General features: G+C 41.1%; 16 protein-coding genes. 8 read left to right on the top strand and 8 right to left on the bottom strand.

The window, feature by feature from the left end; all coding sequences use genetic code 11:
• The first annotated feature begins 13 nt into the window (after nt 1–13).
• The 3 genes from B3600_RS12375 to B3600_RS12365 all read left to right on the top strand — a co-directional run bounded on the left by B3600_RS12375 (nt 14) and on the right by B3600_RS12365 (nt 4665).
• On the top strand, nt 14–3121 hold the full coding sequence (locus B3600_RS12375) for an efflux RND transporter permease subunit (protein ID WP_286753151.1): 3108 nt from the start codon (nt 14–16) through the stop codon (nt 3119–3121).
• Nucleotides 3122–3351: 230 nt separating this feature from the next.
• A complete protein-coding gene (locus B3600_RS12370) occupies nt 3352–4185 on the top strand; it encodes a sulfite exporter TauE/SafE family protein (RefSeq protein ID WP_070562867.1) in 834 nt (277 codons plus the stop codon).
• A 78-nt stretch (nt 4186–4263) separates the two neighbouring features.
• Entirely contained in the window at nt 4264–4665 is a 402-nt protein-coding gene (locus B3600_RS12365; protein ID WP_070562870.1) for a DUF1634 domain-containing protein, read from the top strand.
• Between the two features lie 7 nt (nt 4666–4672).
• Here the strand turns inward: B3600_RS12365 and B3600_RS12360 are convergent, their stop codons facing one another.
• Entirely contained in the window at nt 4673–5212 is a 540-nt protein-coding gene (locus B3600_RS12360; RefSeq protein WP_286753150.1) for a GNAT family N-acetyltransferase, read from the bottom strand.
• 246 nt (nt 5213–5458) lie between these two features.
• On the opposite strand from B3600_RS12360, the gene B3600_RS12355 reads away from it, so the two are divergent.
• Together B3600_RS12355 and B3600_RS12350 are read left to right on the top strand one after the other, a co-directional pair.
• Nucleotides 5459–6046 (top strand): Crp/Fnr family transcriptional regulator, encoded by a 588-nt coding sequence (locus tag B3600_RS12355; protein ID WP_070562877.1) that lies wholly within the window; start codon nt 5459–5461, stop codon nt 6044–6046.
• 105 nt (nt 6047–6151) lie between these two features.
• On the top strand, nt 6152–6745 hold the full coding sequence (locus B3600_RS12350) for a YceI family protein (RefSeq protein ID WP_286753149.1): 594 nt from the start codon (nt 6152–6154) through the stop codon (nt 6743–6745).
• A 153-nt stretch (nt 6746–6898) separates the two neighbouring features.
• Here the strand turns inward: B3600_RS12350 and B3600_RS12345 are convergent, their stop codons facing one another.
• The 4 genes from B3600_RS12345 to B3600_RS12330 form a co-directional block, all read right to left on the bottom strand.
• Complete coding sequence (locus B3600_RS12345) at nt 6899–7684, bottom strand: SDR family oxidoreductase (protein ID WP_286753148.1); 786 nt, start codon at nt 7682–7684, stop codon at nt 6899–6901.
• 77 nt (nt 7685–7761) lie between these two features.
• Nucleotides 7762–9414, bottom strand: a complete 1653-nt coding sequence (locus B3600_RS12340; RefSeq protein WP_286709728.1) for an ABC1 kinase family protein — start codon at nt 9412–9414, stop codon at nt 7762–7764.
• Between the two features lie 205 nt (nt 9415–9619).
• Entirely contained in the window at nt 9620–10261 is a 642-nt protein-coding gene (locus B3600_RS12335) for a hypothetical protein (protein WP_070562889.1), read from the bottom strand.
• Nucleotides 10251–10754, bottom strand: coding sequence for an RNA polymerase sigma factor (locus tag B3600_RS12330; protein ID WP_112375536.1), 504 nt, complete (start codon nt 10752–10754; stop codon nt 10251–10253). The genes B3600_RS12335 and B3600_RS12330 overlap by 11 nt, the downstream gene beginning before the upstream one ends.
• Before the next feature lie 117 nt (nt 10755–10871).
• Between B3600_RS12330 and B3600_RS12325 the strand changes: the two genes are divergently transcribed.
• The gene (locus B3600_RS12325; RefSeq protein ID WP_070562894.1) at nt 10872–11309 is read left to right on the top strand and encodes an acyl-CoA thioesterase; all 438 of its coding nucleotides are present in this window, start codon (nt 10872–10874) and stop codon (nt 11307–11309) included.
• Nucleotides 11310–11463: 154 nt separating this feature from the next.
• Here the strand turns inward: B3600_RS12325 and B3600_RS12320 are convergent, their stop codons facing one another.
• The 3 genes from B3600_RS12320 to B3600_RS12310 form a co-directional block, all read right to left on the bottom strand.
• Nucleotides 11464–11907, bottom strand: a complete 444-nt coding sequence (locus B3600_RS12320) for an Hsp20/alpha crystallin family protein (RefSeq protein WP_112375535.1) — start codon at nt 11905–11907, stop codon at nt 11464–11466.
• Nucleotides 11908–12371: 464 nt separating this feature from the next.
• A complete protein-coding gene (locus tag B3600_RS12315; protein ID WP_070562900.1) occupies nt 12372–13082 on the bottom strand; it encodes an AAA family ATPase in 711 nt (236 codons plus the stop codon).
• Between the two features lie 78 nt (nt 13083–13160).
• A complete protein-coding gene (locus tag B3600_RS12310; RefSeq protein WP_046672427.1) occupies nt 13161–13529 on the bottom strand; it encodes a dihydroneopterin aldolase in 369 nt (122 codons plus the stop codon).
• A gap of 72 nt (nt 13530–13601) precedes the next feature.
• On the opposite strand from B3600_RS12310, the gene B3600_RS12305 reads away from it, so the two are divergent.
• Complete coding sequence (locus tag B3600_RS12305) at nt 13602–14330, top strand: 3-keto-disaccharide hydrolase (protein ID WP_286753147.1); 729 nt, start codon at nt 13602–13604, stop codon at nt 14328–14330.
• 269 nt (nt 14331–14599) lie between these two features.
• Nucleotides 14600–16783: a S9 family peptidase gene (locus tag B3600_RS12300; protein WP_286753146.1), complete on the top strand. Its 2184-nt coding sequence runs from the start codon at nt 14600–14602 to the stop codon at nt 16781–16783.
• Nucleotides 16784–16861: the final 78 nt, after the last annotated feature.

Genomic DNA, 16861 nt, shown 5'->3' with positions numbered 1-16861 from the left:
AGCATTTACACGAATGAACAAATTCATTAAAAATATCATCGCCTTTTCCATTAAAAATAAAGCGTTTACCTTTATTTGGGTCGGTATTTTGGCTATTGCTGGTTTCATTAGCTTTAAAAGCATGCCCATTGAGGCATTTCCCGATGTGACCAATACACAAATAACCATCATTACCCAGTGGAACGGAAGGAGTGCGGAGGAAGTCGAACGCTTCGTAACGACACCAATCGAACTGGGCATGAGTCCAGTCCAAAAGAGAACTAGCATACGGAGCACCACCATGTTTGGCCTTTCTATTGTTAAAATCATCTTTGATGATGGTGTCGACGACACTTTTGCCCGCAATCAGGTCAACAACCTCATGCGGTCTGTGAGCCTGCCAGACAATGTCGACCCTGAAGTACAGCCCCCCTACGGCCCTACAGGCGAAATCTTCCGTTATACATTGCATAGCGATCAACGCAATTCGCGCGACCTCCTTACTTTACAGACCTGGGTCATTGACCGCGCTTTGCGTGGTGTCCCTGGTGTAGCCGATATCAACGTTTTTGGTGGACAGGATTTGGTTTACGAAATAAGTACCGACCCCATCAAACTCGACAAATTTAATCTGACCCCGTTACAGGTATTTGATGCTGTCAGCAAAAGTAACCTGAACGTCGGTGGAGATGTCATCGAAAAAAGTGGCCAGTCCTACGTCGTACGCGGTATTGGTTTGGTCAACTCGATCAATGATATCGAAAACATCACGGTAATCAACCAAAAGGGAAATCCGGTCTTTGTTAAAAATGTAGCCGAGGTAAGAGAAAGCGCAATGCCTCGGGTGGGCCAAGCTGGTTTTGGTAAGAATGATGATGTGGTAGCAGGAACCATCGTGATGCGGAAAGGCGAAAATCCAAGAGAGGTCCTGACCGCTGTAAAAGCGAAAATAGACGAGCTCAACAACAAAATCCTTCCCAAAGATGTCAAAATGCAAACCTTCTATGACCGTGACAATCTCATGGATTTCACGACCCATACCGTTATGCACAACTTGATTGAAGGTATTGTCCTCGTCACCTTGATGGTATTGCTCTTTATGGCAGACTGGCGCACGACGGTCATCGTTTCTATCATTATACCCCTCGCCTTACTTTTTGCTTTTCTATGTCTTAAACTAGCTGGCATGAGCGCCAACCTGTTGTCTTTGGGTGCAGTAGACTTTGGTATTATCATCGACGGTGCCGTGGTCATGGTGGAAGGGATATTTGTCATGTTGGATCACCAGGCTCATAAGCTGGGTATGGAGAAATTCAACAAAATGGCCAAAGCCGGCTGGATCAAACAGACAGGAACAGGTTTGGGAAAAGCAATCTTTTTCTCCAAGCTGATTATCATCACCTCCTTGATGCCCATATTCTCCTTCCAAAAAGTAGAAGGAAAGATGTTTTCGCCACTAGCCTTTACCCTAGGTTTTGCTTTGCTGGGTGCATTACTGTTTACCTTGACACTCGTTCCGGCTTTATCGCATATTCTGCTCAATAAAAATGTAAAAGAACGCCACAATCCATTTGTTGAATTCTGGAATAGAATTGTCGCCAAAGGTTTTGGATTTACATTCCGAAACAAGCGTCTGAGTATGATCATTGCAATTACTTTACTAGCTGCAATCTTGTTTTCTGCAAAATTTTTAGGGACAGAGTTTTTACCGACATTAAATGAAGGTTCCCTTTGGGTTACTGCCGAGATGCCCATGAGTACTTCATTACGTGAATCGGTTAAAACAACCAAACTGTTAAAGAGCACTTTGGAAACCTTTCCTGAGGTCACCGGCGTACTTTCCCAAACTGGACGGAGCAACGACGGTACCGACCCCAATGGGTTTGGTTTTGTTCAGTTTGCTGTGGCCCTAAAACCTAAAGAGGAATGGACACGTAAAATCACCATGGATCAGCTGATTGAAGAGATGGACCATAAACTCAAACAATTCCAGGGGATCACCTATAACTATTCGCAGCCTATCTCGGATAATGTTGCTGAAGCCGTTGCTGGTTTCAAGGCCGAAAACGGCATCAAGATCTTTGGCGATAACCTCGCGACCTTAGACCGCCTGGCGAAAGAAGTTTATGCACAGGTCAAAGGTATTCAAGGCATTAAAGAACCCGGTATCATCTTAAATATCGGCCAACCTGAAGTTAGTGTGGTATTGGATCGGACCCGTATGGCGGCATTCAATGTCCTGCCAGCAGATGCACAGGCGGTACTGGAAATGGCCTTTGGTGGAAAAACCGCTTCCATTTTGTACGATGGTGAGCGCAAATTCAACATTCGACTGCGTTATGCGCCCGAATATCGGAAAACAGAAAAGGATATTGCACAGCTGATGGTTCCATGTGGTGATGGCACATTAATTCCGTTGAAAAGTATCGCGACCATTGAAAAAGATAATGGTGCTGCTTTTATCTATCGCGACAACATCAAACGTTATATCGGCATCAAATTTTCCATCCGTGACCGTGACTTAGGAAGCACCATAGCTGAAGCACAACAAAAAGTAAGTAAAATTAAGCTTCCGGAAGGATATTCTATTGGCTGGACTGGACAATTTGAAAATCAGCAGCGTGCGACACACCGCCTAGCACAGGTTGTACCGATCAGTTTGATCGTCATCTTCTTTCTATTGTTTATTCTATTCGGAAATATCAAGGATTCGCTGCTCGTGTTGGCCAACGTTCCTTTTGCACTGATCGGTGGAATTATCGCCTTGCACGTGACGGGTATGAATTTTGGAATCTCGGCAGGGGTAGGTATGATCGCATTATTCGGGATCTGTATCCAGAATGGTGTTATCCTGATCTCAGAATTCCACCAGAATAAGAAGGATGGCCTACCCAATGACCAATCAATTTATAAAGGTGTAAAATCGCGAACACGACCTGTGGTCATGACGGCACTCATGGCTTCCATCGGGCTATTGCCGGCTGCATTATCGACCGGTATAGGTTCGGAATCACAAAAACCTTTGGCGATCGTCATCATTGGCGGATTAATCTCAGCGACGATATTGACATTGTTGGTATTCCCAATCATCTACGATATCTTCAACAGAAAAGAAAAGGTACAACAAACAATAGCTGAATAATATTGTCCATATTTTATATACTATATACTTAGACCAATAAAGGTCATCGGTACTGCCTCAGGCTGTGAAGCGACAGGCAGTACCATTTTTTTGATAATACTTTTGATGTAACATTTGTATCTATTCCAGGTTTAAAGTTTCAAAAGCAATAAAAAGCCCTTAAGTTTACAACAAATTACCTTCCATTAAACAGCTGCTGTTTTTTGGATCACACAAACAAACACATATTTATGACTATTCTCACCTTTACAATCATCCTTCTCCTGGGTGCTTTTGTAGCAGGACTCTTAGGATCCCTGACAGGCTTAGGCGGAGGGGTCGTTGTCATCCCTTTATTGACTCTTCTGTTTCATGTCGATATCCGTTATGCCATTGGAGCGGCCTTGTTGGCTTCCATAGCGACATCATCCGGTGCAGCCACAGCCTATGTCAAAGAAGGCATCACCAACATCCGGCTTGGCATGTTTTTAGAAATAGCGACCACGATTGGTGCTGTTATCGGGGCTGTCATCGCCATTTACATGCCGACGAATACCATTGCAATCATTTTTGGTATTGTACTGATCTTCTCCGCAGCAATGACTATACGGAAGAAAAACGAACATGCGCTATCCGGCGGTTCTGCTTTGGCTGAAAAATTGAAACTGAATAGCACCTACCCTGCTGATGGAAAATTGATCCCGTATAAGCTGACCAACGTCGTCGGCGGCTTCTCTTTGATGGGGGTTGCAGGAATACTTTCCGGATTATTAGGCATTGGTTCGGGCTCCCTTAAAGTACTCGCGATGGACAGCATGATGAAAATTCCATTTAAAGTCAGTACGACAACGAGCAACTTTATGATCGGTGTCACCGCAGCTGCTTCTGCAGTGGTCTATTTACAAAGAGGATATATGGATCCAGGTATTGCTTTTCCGGTTATCCTGGGTGTATTATGCGGTGCCATTACGGGATCCAAACTCTTAAAGCGCATGAACCCAAAGACTTTACGTATCATTTTCGCCGTCGCTATTACTTTGGTGGCCTTGGAAATGATCTTCAACGGATTCCAGCATAAATTCTAAAAACGGTAGCTTACCCGATTTAGGATTTTAAGTTTGTAACGTCCTTCTGCTAGACAATGAAGGACCTAATTACTCAAAATGAAACAAGTATTTTCGAAACACTATTGGGGAGACAAAGACATCTCACTGTTGGTAGGACAAATTTTACGAATAGGCGTTATATTGGCTTCCTCTATTCTTATTCTCGGCGGTATCTTCTACCTGATTGTTCATGGACAGGACACCGTACCGAATTATCGAGATTTTGTCGGTGAAGGGAATTCCAATACAACAATTACTGGAATTATTTCGGGGGCATTTAGCCGAAATATTCCCCAAGTTATACAGCTGGGTGTTCTTTTATTGATTTGTACACCTATTGTACGGGTGATTGGTTCTTTATTTGGTTTTGTAATCGAAAAGGACAGACTTTATATCATCATTACATTGATTGTATTAACCGTCATTATCGGCAGTATACTTAGCGGCATCAAGGGATAATAAGGCTTTATCTCTTGATCCGCCGCCAAGCGGATTTTTCCAATGCGTATTCAAAATTTTTACGTTCTGGCTCATTTACATAGCTGACCATCTTTTCGGCCACTTTCATAGCGCCCAAACGTTCCACGGCCTTCTGAGAACGATAGTTTTCCGCCCCCACATGCAGATAGATTCGATCCACAAAGTTGAAGGCAAAATCAAACATCATCTCTTTGACCAAGGGATTAATTCCTGCCCCCCAATAGGCACGGGCATAAAACGTATATCCAACAAAAATAGATTTTTCCGCCTCATCAAGTCCATAGTACCGGGTGCTCCCAATGCAGGCTCCACTTTCCTTATCCAGGATCAAATAAGCAGCCTTACTTTCCAAGGCCCCTTCAAAAAATCCCTGAAAAACCTCTTCCTTCCAGCGATCCTTATTGGGATGCTGTTCCCAGATCAGCGGATCTTTGGCAACCTGATACAGCGTATCAAAATCCGTTGGTTCGATGATGCGTAATACGACCTTATCATTTTCAAGGGTGTTGGGGGCGACAAACTTCATGAGACACTTTTATAGTTATAGCAATTCAAATATTTTAAATCTGACAAAAGATACCAATTATTGATCAAACTATCTGAATTTTGCGAATATCCGGTCAAATATTACACCAAGATGTAGATTTTATCACCGTGTTGACAAAATTGAATGCAAGAAATCCCCTACAACTGAATTATTTTACCTTAGAATTGATAGGAATTGGACAACTTATTCAATTAGCATGGCAAAAAATTCGTATTTTACAGCCAAATGGAACAATTCAGGGAATTTGTAAAACAGCGTATTGATGTCACTGAGGAAGAACTAAATGACATCGTCTCACGTTATCAGGTACGGAAAATAAAGAAAAAAGAATACTTTCTCCGGGCAGGCGAGGTATGCCACCATGAAGCATACGTAATCAGCGGTTTATTTAAATCATTCTATGTCACCGCCGATGGGATTGAACATATCCTACAGTTTGCAATTGAAGATTGGTGGATCGGTGATATTGCCAGCTTCAATTATCAGGAGCCGGCCCTCCAAAACATTCAGGCCCTGGAAAACTCCGTCGTCCTGACCCTTTCAAAAAAGGCTAAGGACAAACTTTACGAAGATCATCCCATCTTCGAGAAACTCTCCAGGATTATGGCACAACGTGCGCAAATCGCATCGCAGCACCGTATTATCTCGAGCATAGGTTTCACTGCACAGGAACGCTATCTGGATTTCATCAAAAGGTACCCTAAAATCTATCCGAGGATCTCCAATATGCAATTAGCCTCCTATCTTGGTGTTACGCAGGAGTTTCTTAGCCGCCTAAAAAGGCAGATCTTAAAGCCGAATCGAAATTCTTGACCTACATCAATTTTTTCTTTGTCTGTTTATCCCACCTTTGCAGAAGCTTGTTCAAACAAACAATTTGAACTTTTGAAGGTTAGATAAATAAAAAAAGAAAATAAGATGAATAAATTTTTCCAAATTCTGGCAGTAGCAGTATTAATGATTAATGTTGCTGTGGCACAAGTAAAATGGTCTGCAGACCCTGCACATACCAACGCAAGATTTGATGTAAAACACCTTGGTATCAGCTTTGTTGATGGTGAATTTACTAAGGTAGAAGGAACAGTTGAAACCCCAACAGGAACAAGTTTCAATAATGCCAAAGTTAATTTCTCTATCGACGTCAACAGTATCGATACGCGCATTGCTGCACGTGACAACCACTTGAAGACCGATGATTTTTTTGCTGCGGAAAAATTCCCTAAAATGACATTAAAGTCTATCAGTTTTAAAAATGCGAAAGTAAAAGGAAAATATGTGATGATAGCGGATCTGACGATCCGTGATGTAACGAAAAAAGTAACTTTCGAGATAACACAAAACGGTGGAATCATTACGGATCCTTGGGGAAAAACACGTGCTGGATTTACAGCTAAAACAAAAATTAACCGTCAGGATTTCGGCATGAAATACAATGATAAATTACCTTCAGGTGTAGAAGCGGTTGCTTCTGATGTCGACATCATTGTCAACACCGAATTGGTGTTGAACTAATTGAAAATAATAAATCACACTAACATTAAGGGGTGTCCAAACGGATTGGACACCCCTTTTTATGCAATTTTACACCGAGTTCTGGCTACAGCAATCAGCTATGGAATGCTCAAATCAAGGGCTTTGACCTGACGTAATTGAGCAGCTCATTTTTTATAAGCCTTTTAACATCCCGCCGTCCAGAGGAATATTGGCTCCAGTCAGATAACTTGCATATTCGGAGCAAAGGAAAGCGACGAGATAACCGTATTCTTCAGGTTTACCCAGACGCTGCGCAGGAACCTGTTTTAACCGCAATTGTAGCGCTTCCTCGTAGGATATACCCATACGTTGAGCGTCAAGGTTGGTTAGCGACTGGATACGGTCCGTATCAAATAGGCCTGTCAAGATGCTATTGACCGTCACCCCTTCTTTAGCGACATCCGTTGCCAGCGATTTACTCCAGCTAAGCAATGCTGTACGGATCGTATTAGACAACACTAAATTAGATACCGGTTCTTTCACAGTTGAAGAAGACACATTAATAATACGTCCGTATCGATTTGCCAACATATAAGGCAGCGCACATGAGGTCGTGTAACAGTGATTTTGAAATAAGAGTTCAAAAGCATGCTGGTAATCCGCCAATTTTTTTTGGTCTATGGTTCCTGCTTGCGGCCCATTCGAATTGTTGATTAAAATATCAACCTTATTCGACTCAAAATAATGTGTTATCTGCTTTTTGTATGCTTCGTGATCATTGTAGTCCACTACGATATATTGGTGTACCTGTCCTTTGGAGGTATCAAGACCTTCACAGGTACGTTGTAGCTTTTCCTCCTGTCGGGAAGCCAATGTTACAGATACGCCACATGAGGCAAGCACTTGGGCAATACCTGCACCTATACCAGCAGAGCTCGCTCCGATCAGGGCTTTTTTCCCATTTAGATTGATTTCCATATCTTTTTATTTTTTATTTTATAGCGTGTATGTATGCATAGCCAATCATCATGGCTGAAAATGCTTTCTAACCCCGGTTAATCGTTGTCCTTTGCTCGGATCATAGCAACAAATAAATATATGGCAAAGACCCATGCTGAGCCAAGGCATATCCAAGCAAAAATGGGAATTCCCCACCACTGTGGTTCTACGCGTGCGACAATAATCATCCCACCTAGTAAATTGAGTGACATAAACATAATTCCGATGACAATACGATTGACCCCCTTGCGTAAAATAGCATTAAAAGATCGCGCACTGATCAATCGATGGTTGAGTGTAAAATTTCCTGTTCGAAATAAGCGCACAAGGGCGCGCATATCTTCAGGAAGTTTTTCGACATCGCGCGCAAAAGATTCAACTTTATGTTTTCCTTTTTTGAAGATTGCCTCTGGAGAGAGCCGCTCCATCATAATCCTACGTGCAAAGGGCTTGATACTCTCCATAATATTAAGATCGGGATATAACTGGCGTCCAATACCTTCCATCAACGAAATGCCCCGCATCAATTGATAAATATATTCCGGAAAATACAAGCGGTTGTCACCAATGATGTTCCACAATTTATTGAACAATAAATCTAAGCTAAGATCCCCGAGAGATACATTATCAATCATATCGAAAATCTCATATAGGGATCTTTCAAACCGGTTACGATCCGGAATATGGCTCACCACGGCAACGTCTTCAATCACGTCAGCAAGCCGGACAGCATCTTCGGAAATAGCCGATTGAATAAACTCTTCAAGCTGCCTACGGTCTATCCCCAATAATTTACCCATATTTCCGAAATCCAAAAAAGCAATCCGCCCATCCGGCATCACCATCATATTGCCGGGATGCGGATCGCCATGAAAGAAACCATGGATAATCACTTGCTCAAGGTATAAATTGATCCCATTTTTTACCAGCGTTTGGACATCCATTCCCCGACGCTTAATTTCATCGGCATCAGTTACCTTGAAACCATCGAGATATTCCATGCAAAGAACATGGTCCGACGAGAGTTCAGGATAAACACGGGGTACCTTGATCAGTTTATTTCCTTTAAAGTTCTTTGTGAAGCGTTCGATGTTATGCCGCTCAATCACCAGGGACATCTCTTCCTGCATGGTCGTAGCGAAAGATTCAACAATCAGCAGAAGGTTAAGGTTTTCCAGTACATCATTGTACATGGTTAGGATTTTGGCAATATCACGCATAAGTGCCAGATCACAGCGCATAACCTCATCGATGCCAGGACGGCGGACTTTTAAAACGACTTGGGTTCCATCTTTTAAGATTGCGCGATATACCTGTGCGATAGAGGCCGCAGCAAAAGGTTCGGCAGTAATCTCCTGGAAATGCCCATCAATATCCAGCTCAAGTTCTTCTTTGAGATAAGATTTAATATCCACTTCAAAAGGGGGAACATTATCCTCAAGGCGCTTAAGTTCATCTACGAGATCTTTGGGCAACAACCCCTCCCGCGTCGAAGCCGATTGTCCAAGCTTGATAAAAGCCGGACCGAGCTCCTCAAGAGCCATGCGAATACGGGCATAAACACTGATATTATCGACGTCAATAGCATGTTCTACAGCAGATCGGGGTCCCTTCCACGGCAATCGAGCGATCGCATCTTTAAAACCATATTTGGCCAATATACTTAAGATCTGGGAACTGCGCTGTAACTTCTTTGTCGGATTAAACATAACGGACAATGGTTTTCAATGACAATATACGAAATATCCATGCCCCAAAAAGCAAACAAGCATAAAATGAAGCGGATATTCCATATGGACTAAAAAAACTAATCAGAAGGAGATGAAACAAAAACCTTACCTATTTTAGTTCGAGCCATTTTGAACGGAAAATCAAGTCTTCAACAGCATAAAATACATACAAGGACGCTGTAAACTATTCGGCTTCCATTTGATCTAGCTTTTCCTTTATCTGTGTAATATAATTGCTATAATAAGCACGAATCATAAATTCTGTCAGACCAACAACAAGAATAATGGAAGCAATTGCGGAAAGGATCATCCACACAATAAAGTTTGGATCCTGTTGGAAAGTTTCCTTGAAATGGTATAATCGATCAAACCAGACGGTAGTCCGATTCTGTGCGATCATAATAAGATAAAGAAATAGAGCTTGCGGTATCATCACGTAGGCCGCGATCCGATAGGTCTCTACGGCATACTTCAAATCGTAATACAATTTGAGCAAGTGTTCTTTAGAAGCCAACAACTCGATCTTTTTCGTACTCTTTACCAAATAAAAGAACCTCCGATAATATAAAAGACTAGATAAGGATATCTGTACGATAAAAAAGTAATAGGCAAATGCAGCATAACCTTCAATCTTATATATCGGTAAGATGGGCACCAAAAACAGAAAGCCCATACACACGGCCCAAGAGATAAACTCACGTTTGATATTCTTGCGCAGCTTACCCATGATATTGCCGACTTCCTTATAGTATTTGAGATTTGGATTCTGTAAATCCTCGTCTGTAGGCTGTTGCTGCCAAGATTTTTTTAACTCATCAAAATTCATACTTGTATTTTTTAATGATTTGTTGAATTCGCTCCTTCGTGCGGTTTAATTTTACGCGGGCATTGACTTCCGATATACCCAGATTTTCTGCAATCTCGCGATGACTCTGACCTTCCAAAAACAAAAATATCAGGGCTTTTTCAATGGCGTTGAGCTCTTGAACGGCCTGATAAAAAACGTTCAGTTGCTCATCTTTATCGGTATCGTAAGCTTCTTCTGCAAAATCATGTCGTTCCTCTAACGTATCATAAATCTGATGTTTCTTTTCTTTTTTTAAGAATACCATTGCGGTATTGAGGGCAACACGGTACATCCACGTTGAAAATTTACTCTGTTGCTTAAATGTTGCATAGGATTTCCACAGCTGATAGACGATCTCCTGATACAGATCTTGTCGCCCTTCATGATCATCCATATACATACGGCTCACCTTAACGAGAATACCTTTATTCTCGTCAATCAGTCGAAGAAATTCTATTTCTGATGGGTTCACCTAGCGATTTTTCTTTAAATATATTTAGGTAATAAGTATAGCAAACAAACAAAGTGTTACAGCTTTATTTAAAAATATGTAAATTGTTATGAAAAAAGAGGCTAATCGTTGAAGATTATGGAGAATATATTTTATCAAGGTCAGATTATATGGGCGCAGATCGATGCAAATAGACATATGCGGCATTCTGCTTACGCTGATATCTGCGCACAGGCCCGCAGTAACATGTTGAACAAAATGGGCTTTTCACTGGATAAATTTGCCGAATTTCATATCGGTCCAATTTTATTTCGGGAAGAACTCATCTATTTTAAAGAAGTGCATTTAGATGAATATGTACAGGTAAAAGTAGAACTGACGAAATACAACAAAACAAATAGTCGTTTCTCATTTATACACCAAGTTTTTCGTAATGACGGAGTTTTGTGCTGTACCGTCAACGTCGATGGAGCCTGGCTCGACCTTCATAAGCGGAAATTAACGAAGTTACCGGAAGAGATGGAGCCTTATCTCGCCAAAATTCCCCGATCTGAAAACTATGCGGAAACTGAATAGTCTTTTCATCATGTCAGGACCATCCTGATAAAAAAATCCCTCGGAACGCAAACGGAATTCCGAGGGATTAAAACATAAACTAAACCTAAAAACTATTGTCTTTTGCCCACCTTTGGTCATTTCCAAAATGAACTATTTCTTGTATGCTGCTGGATTATTTAACTTCAATCAAACGTTTTGCAATGATTGCATCTTCTTTTTTGCCAACAGTCAAAATTAATATACCACCTTCATAGGCAGCCTCGATATTGCTGTAATCTACGGTCTCTGGCAAGGTAAATGATCTTGAGAACGAAGAATAATTGAATTCTTTTTTGCTGTATAATTTTTCTTCACTCACACTTTCCTCTTTTTTCTCAGCTGAAATGGTAATTAGATTTTTATCGACATTGATCTTAAAATCAGATTTATCCAATCCAGGCGCTGCCATTTCAATTTTAAAGGATTTTTCTGTTTCTGATATATTGACCGCAGGTACACGGGACACCAAACGATCGGAGATGAAGTTATCATTGAATAAGTTGTCGAATACAGTGTTCACAAATGGATTTACTGCATCCGTGTTTAAACTTTTTGTAGGGAATTTAATTAATGCCATTTTTTTGTCCTCCTAATTTTTTGTTTTATTGTTAAGCTTTTTTTGTTCTACCTATTTGAAGAGAGCTATTCAATTTGCGTACCAGCAGGTTTTAAAAGACAAAATGTCATTTAAAAATAAAAAATAATGTCATTTTGTCTTAAAAACAATTATTTCCTACTACCTAGCGATCAATTTGTCATTAGCGGGCTCCCTGCCCCCTATCCCAAATTGTCCCTATACACAGACTAACGTATAGGAGATAAAACAGTTTATCAGAAATTGTCATTTTTTATTAAGAGTCTGAAACAGAGCGCTCAATTAGCAGCGTACCGTATAAGAGAAAAATCTTTTATGAAACGTTGTTATTTTTACTGAGCACCTCAAACAGAGCGTTCGAATAGTAGTGTATCATATAAGAGAAAAAGATTTTATCAGAAGTTGGTATTTTATTAGGCATCCGAAACGTAACGTTCAAAAAACCATTAAGGTTGATTTTGTTCCAGCGAAGCAATCAATAAGAATTTGACAGCATCGTAAATATAGTCCTTAGCCTCTGCATAGGAGATCCCATAGCGTCGCTGTACGACATCAGCATAATGTGGAAATGGCGTAAATAATTTATCATAATAGGCATCCAGTTGTACTATGGTCGGCAACTCAAAAGCCAAACGAAGCTGAAACCGCCGGATAATGGCTGTATCCAATATTTCAGGATGATTCGTTGCTGCAATCAATACCGCTTCAGCAGGAAAATAATCGATCAGCTGTATAATGGTGTTCACGAGACGGCGCATTTCACCCACATCCTTTTCTTCACTAATCCGCGCCTTTCCGATCTGATCGAATTCATCTAAAAACAGAACTGCTTTTTCACGCCCTGCTTTATCAAAGACCTGTTTGATGTGCTGCGAGGTTTCGCCAATACGAGAAGAAATGAGGTTGCTCAAATTCAACACATAAATTGGTTTTTCAAGCGCTGTAGCCAGCGCTTTCGCCGTTGTTGTTTTTCCGCAACCCGAATAACCGTGCAGTAAAATCTTATTGCTCACCGGCAGACCATATTGCGAAAGCTCTTTAATATAACGATGCTCTTTAATCAGCTGATGCAGCTTTTGACGACTGTCCTTTTCCAAGAAAACATCCTCCAAAGCAATCCTTTCCTTATCGGCTATGACAAGATCGTAAATATTCATACTATTAATTTAAGACTATCAGATAACGATTGGCAAAACTAATTCTTTCAGTTGATATTGCGCTGATCCAGTTTCGTTTTAATCCTTAAAATATTTAAGACTAACTTGGGAGCAAGAAAGGTCCCCTCCAAAGGGAGGGTTCGATTTGCGTATCACCACTTCGATCGTCAGAGCATGGGATACTCTTTCCCGAATCTGTTCAAGTATTTCTGAAGCCGCAGATTCCAGTAGTTTGCGTTTAGGTAGCATGACACCGGCTGTAATCTGGTAAAGTTCTTCGTAGTTGAGCGTATTGTTTAAGTCCTCTGTCTCGGCATTCAAAAAGGGAAAACATACGTCAATAGAAACAAAAAATTCATTGCCTAGCACCTGTTCTTCTTCATAGTAACCTATTGGTGCATAGAACCGAGCTTCTTTCAGCGATACTGTCTGTAAAATGGTTGCCATGCACAAACCTACTGAAATTGTTCCAAACAAGTGGGATTATTTGTATATTTAACCATACCAAAAACCCAACAGATGAACTTTTCTTTATCCTCAGCGATAGCAACAACACTCTTATTTGGCGCCACTGCATTACAGGCCCAAACAAATATGAAACCCAGCGACACCGAATATTATAGTCCGGTACCACCGACAGTTACAATCAATCAGGGTATACCAAGCGATGCCATTGTCCTTTTTGACGGCAAGGATCTTAGTCAATGGAAAAGTGAAAAAGGCAAAGCCAATTGGACGGTAGCCAACAACGTATTTGAAGTAAAACCGGGGGCTGGAGCCATTGAGACCAACGAACACTTTAGCGATTTTCAATTGCATATTGAATGGAAAAGCCCCGAAGTAATCAAAGGCGAGGGCCAAGGAAGAGGTAATAGCGGAATTTTCCTACAAGGGCTTTATGAAATTCAGGTATTGGACAACAATAACAACCCAACCTATGTCAACGGCGGAGCAGGCAGTATTTACAAACAGCGCCCACCCCTGGCGCAGGTAATTGCTCCGGAAAAATGGCATGTGTACGATATTATTTATAAAGCCCCTCAGTTCAATAAGGATGGAATCTTGACCGCTAAAGGAACAGTAACGGTCCTACATAATGGCGTCGTTGTACAAAACAATACTCAAATCGATGGCACAACCGAATATATCGGACTACCAAAACAAATAAGCCACGGCCCAGGTCCAATTGTACTGCAGGATCATGGTGATCTGGTCCAGTTCAGAAACATCTGGCTACGTAAACTATAACTTAGCAGCAAGACGTAGCGGTTTATAGCAAACAATTTAAGTTAGAAAAGCAACAATTCTGTACTAGGTTTTATAGGGCTATTTCCCTAATTTAGCCCTATAAAATTTAAAAACAAACGGAATGTAATGAGCTACTTGTGCCTTTAATTTCCTATCGCAACAGGTTTAGAAGCCTCATGTGATTATTGGACTAATGAAGCGCAAAATAACCACTGGAATGGGCTCACGTATGCCGTTGTGTATAAACATTCACACAATATTACAGTTTAATGAAAAGAATTGCGCTATTCTTCTTGTTGGCAAGCTCCATCAGCAGCTATGCACAACGCAACCTCAATTTAGAAGAAACAGTATTTGGACCCCGAACTTACGCCCCAACATCAATAGCCGGAGCATCGTGGATCCCAAAATCAAACAACCTCTCCTATCTCGATAAATCGTACCAGAACCTATTATCAAAAAGCGCTTCCAGCAACTGGAGCGAAACAAATCTGGTCTCTAAAACAGACCTCGAAAAAGCACTAAAAACGGCTATTCCGAATGAAACGTTCAATCTGCGGATGTTTCCTTACGACTATAAATGGCGTGATGGAAACGCGCTATTACTCCAAGTCGATGGAAAAGATAAAACTTACACGGTGGCTTACAATATCAAATCAAAAAATATTGAAAGCTTTATCGGCAATGACAACAAGGGAGCTAATCGCGAGGTAAGTTCGGATTTTTCAAAAATCGCCTACTTAGTAGACAATAACATCGCAATTGTTGACAAAGACGGCAAAATTACTTCCGTCACCAACGATAACGACAAAGGAATTGTCAATGGTAGTGATTACACCCATCGCCAGGAATTTGGCATCAAGAAAGGAATGTGGTGGAACAATCAAAATGACAAACTGCTGTACTATCACAAAGACGAAACGATGGTCGCCAATTATCCATTACCGCAATGGAGTTCCAAAATTGCGGATATCAAATGGATAAAATATCCAATGACAGGCCAAAAATCGGAAGAAGTTTCGTTGATCGTTTACAACACCACTACGGGACAAAAGGTAACCCTTCAAACCGGTGAGCATTCAGAGCAGTATTTGACCATGGTTACCTGGGATCCTTCTGGTAAATACATCTACGTCGGAGTACTTAACCGTGGGCAAAATGATCTTAAAGTCAACAAATATAATGCAGAAAACGGTTCTTTGGTCAAAACCCTGTTTGAAGAAACTGCGACAACCTGGGTTGAACCTGAAAACCCATTAACATTCTTACCAAACAAACCGGATCAATTCCTTTATCAATCCGATAGAGATGGTTATAATCAACTTTACCTCTACAACACGGAAGGTAATCTGATCAAAAAACTCGGCTATAAAGACATCGTTATGGAGGCATTGCTCGACTTTTCGGCTGATGGCAGCAAAGTTAGCTATACAGGAGTCACCAACAACGGTTTAGATCGCCAATTATTTGAGGTCGACCTAAAATCTGGGAAAACGGTTCAATTAACAAATGAATCGGGCACGCATCATGCTGCACTAAGTAGCGATGGCAAGTATATCTACGATCAATATAGTAATTTAAAAACACCAAATAAAGTTCAGGTCAAAGAAGTTAAATCTGCTAAAGAAACCACCTTAGTCAATGCAGAAAACCCTTTTTCCGGAAAAATAAATGATCCTAAAATCGAATTTGTACAGTTGACATCCGCAGATGGGAAATACCCATTGACAGGACGTATCATTTATCCCAACGACTTTGATCCAGCTAAGAAATATCCGGTCATGTATTATTTATACGGCGGATCACATTCGCAGCTTGTTTCCAACAAATGGCTAGGAGGCGCTGGATATTTTGATATGTATATGGCGCAACAGGGCTATATCGTCTTCACGATGGATAATCGCGGCACGAATTACAGAGGCCGGGATTTTTATACAGCTACGCATCGCAACCTCGGACAAAATGAAATGGCCGACCAGATGAAAGGAATAGAGTTCCTTAAATCAAAATCTTTTGTTGACCAACAGCGCATGGGTATTTTCGGGTGGAGTTTCGGTGGTTTTATGACAACTTCCTTCATGCTGCATCATAACGATATCTTCAAGGCTGCAGTAGCTGGAGGTCCTGTAATCGACTGGAAATTTTATGAGGTGATGTACGGCGAACGCTACATGGACACGCCGCAAGAAAATCCGGAAGGTTATAAATTGACATCACTCCTCAATAAAGCCGATCAACTGAAAGGAAGATTATTGATTATTCACGGCGCACAAGACCCTGTCGTTGTACAACAAAACAGCATGGAGTTTTTAGAAGCCTGTATTAAAGCCGGAAAGCAAGTAGATTATTTTCTATACCCGACTCATGAGCACAATGTAATGGGAAAAGACCGTATTCATATGTACGAAAAAATTGCGGACTACTTCAATCAGCACCTCAAAAATCCGTCATAAACTCAGGAAAACAAGAAAAACCAAAAAGGGCTATCCAAAAAGATTTGGACTGCCCTTTTTTATGCAATTTAGTACAGG

The sequence above is a fragment of the Sphingobacterium sp. UBA2480 genome, from assembly GCF_002341965.1.
In the GTDB taxonomy this organism is placed as follows: Bacteria; Bacteroidota; Bacteroidia; order Sphingobacteriales; family Sphingobacteriaceae; genus Sphingobacterium; species Sphingobacterium multivorum.
The sequence above is the reverse complement of the archived record's forward strand: the minus strand, read 5'-3'. Positions and strand labels throughout refer to the sequence as shown.

Excerpts from the sequence above, each read along its gene's own strand:
- B3600_RS12320 (WP_112375535.1), bottom strand. The coding sequence starts at position 11,907 with ATGGCATTAATTAAATTCCCTACAAAAAGTTTAAACACGGATGCAGTA.
- B3600_RS12305 (WP_286753147.1), top strand. The coding sequence starts at position 13,602 with ATGAACTTTTCTTTATCCTCAGCGATAGCAACAACACTCTTATTTGGC.
- B3600_RS12315 (WP_070562900.1), bottom strand. The coding sequence starts at position 13,082 with ATGAATATTTACGATCTTGTCATAGCCGATAAGGAAAGGATTGCTTTG.
- B3600_RS12360 (WP_286753150.1), bottom strand. The coding sequence starts at position 5,212 with ATGAAGTTTGTCGCCCCCAACACCCTTGAAAATGATAAGGTCGTATTA.
- B3600_RS12350 (WP_286753149.1), top strand. The coding sequence starts at position 6,152 with ATGAATAAATTTTTCCAAATTCTGGCAGTAGCAGTATTAATGATTAAT.
- B3600_RS12345 (WP_286753148.1), bottom strand. The coding sequence starts at position 7,684 with ATGGAAATCAATCTAAATGGGAAAAAAGCCCTGATCGGAGCGAGCTCT.
- B3600_RS12370 (WP_070562867.1), top strand. The coding sequence starts at position 3,352 with ATGACTATTCTCACCTTTACAATCATCCTTCTCCTGGGTGCTTTTGTA.
- B3600_RS12325 (WP_070562894.1), top strand. The coding sequence starts at position 10,872 with ATGGAGAATATATTTTATCAAGGTCAGATTATATGGGCGCAGATCGAT.
- B3600_RS12300 (WP_286753146.1), top strand. The coding sequence starts at position 14,600 with ATGAAAAGAATTGCGCTATTCTTCTTGTTGGCAAGCTCCATCAGCAGC.
- B3600_RS12375 (WP_286753151.1), top strand. The coding sequence starts at position 14 with ATGAACAAATTCATTAAAAATATCATCGCCTTTTCCATTAAAAATAAA.
- B3600_RS12340 (WP_286709728.1), bottom strand. The coding sequence starts at position 9,414 with ATGTTTAATCCGACAAAGAAGTTACAGCGCAGTTCCCAGATCTTAAGT.
- B3600_RS12355 (WP_070562877.1), top strand. The coding sequence starts at position 5,459 with ATGGAACAATTCAGGGAATTTGTAAAACAGCGTATTGATGTCACTGAG.
- B3600_RS12335 (WP_070562889.1), bottom strand. The coding sequence starts at position 10,261 with ATGAATTTTGATGAGTTAAAAAAATCTTGGCAGCAACAGCCTACAGAC.
- B3600_RS12365 (WP_070562870.1), top strand. The coding sequence starts at position 4,264 with ATGAAACAAGTATTTTCGAAACACTATTGGGGAGACAAAGACATCTCA.
- B3600_RS12310 (WP_046672427.1), bottom strand. The coding sequence starts at position 13,529 with ATGGCAACCATTTTACAGACAGTATCGCTGAAAGAAGCTCGGTTCTAT.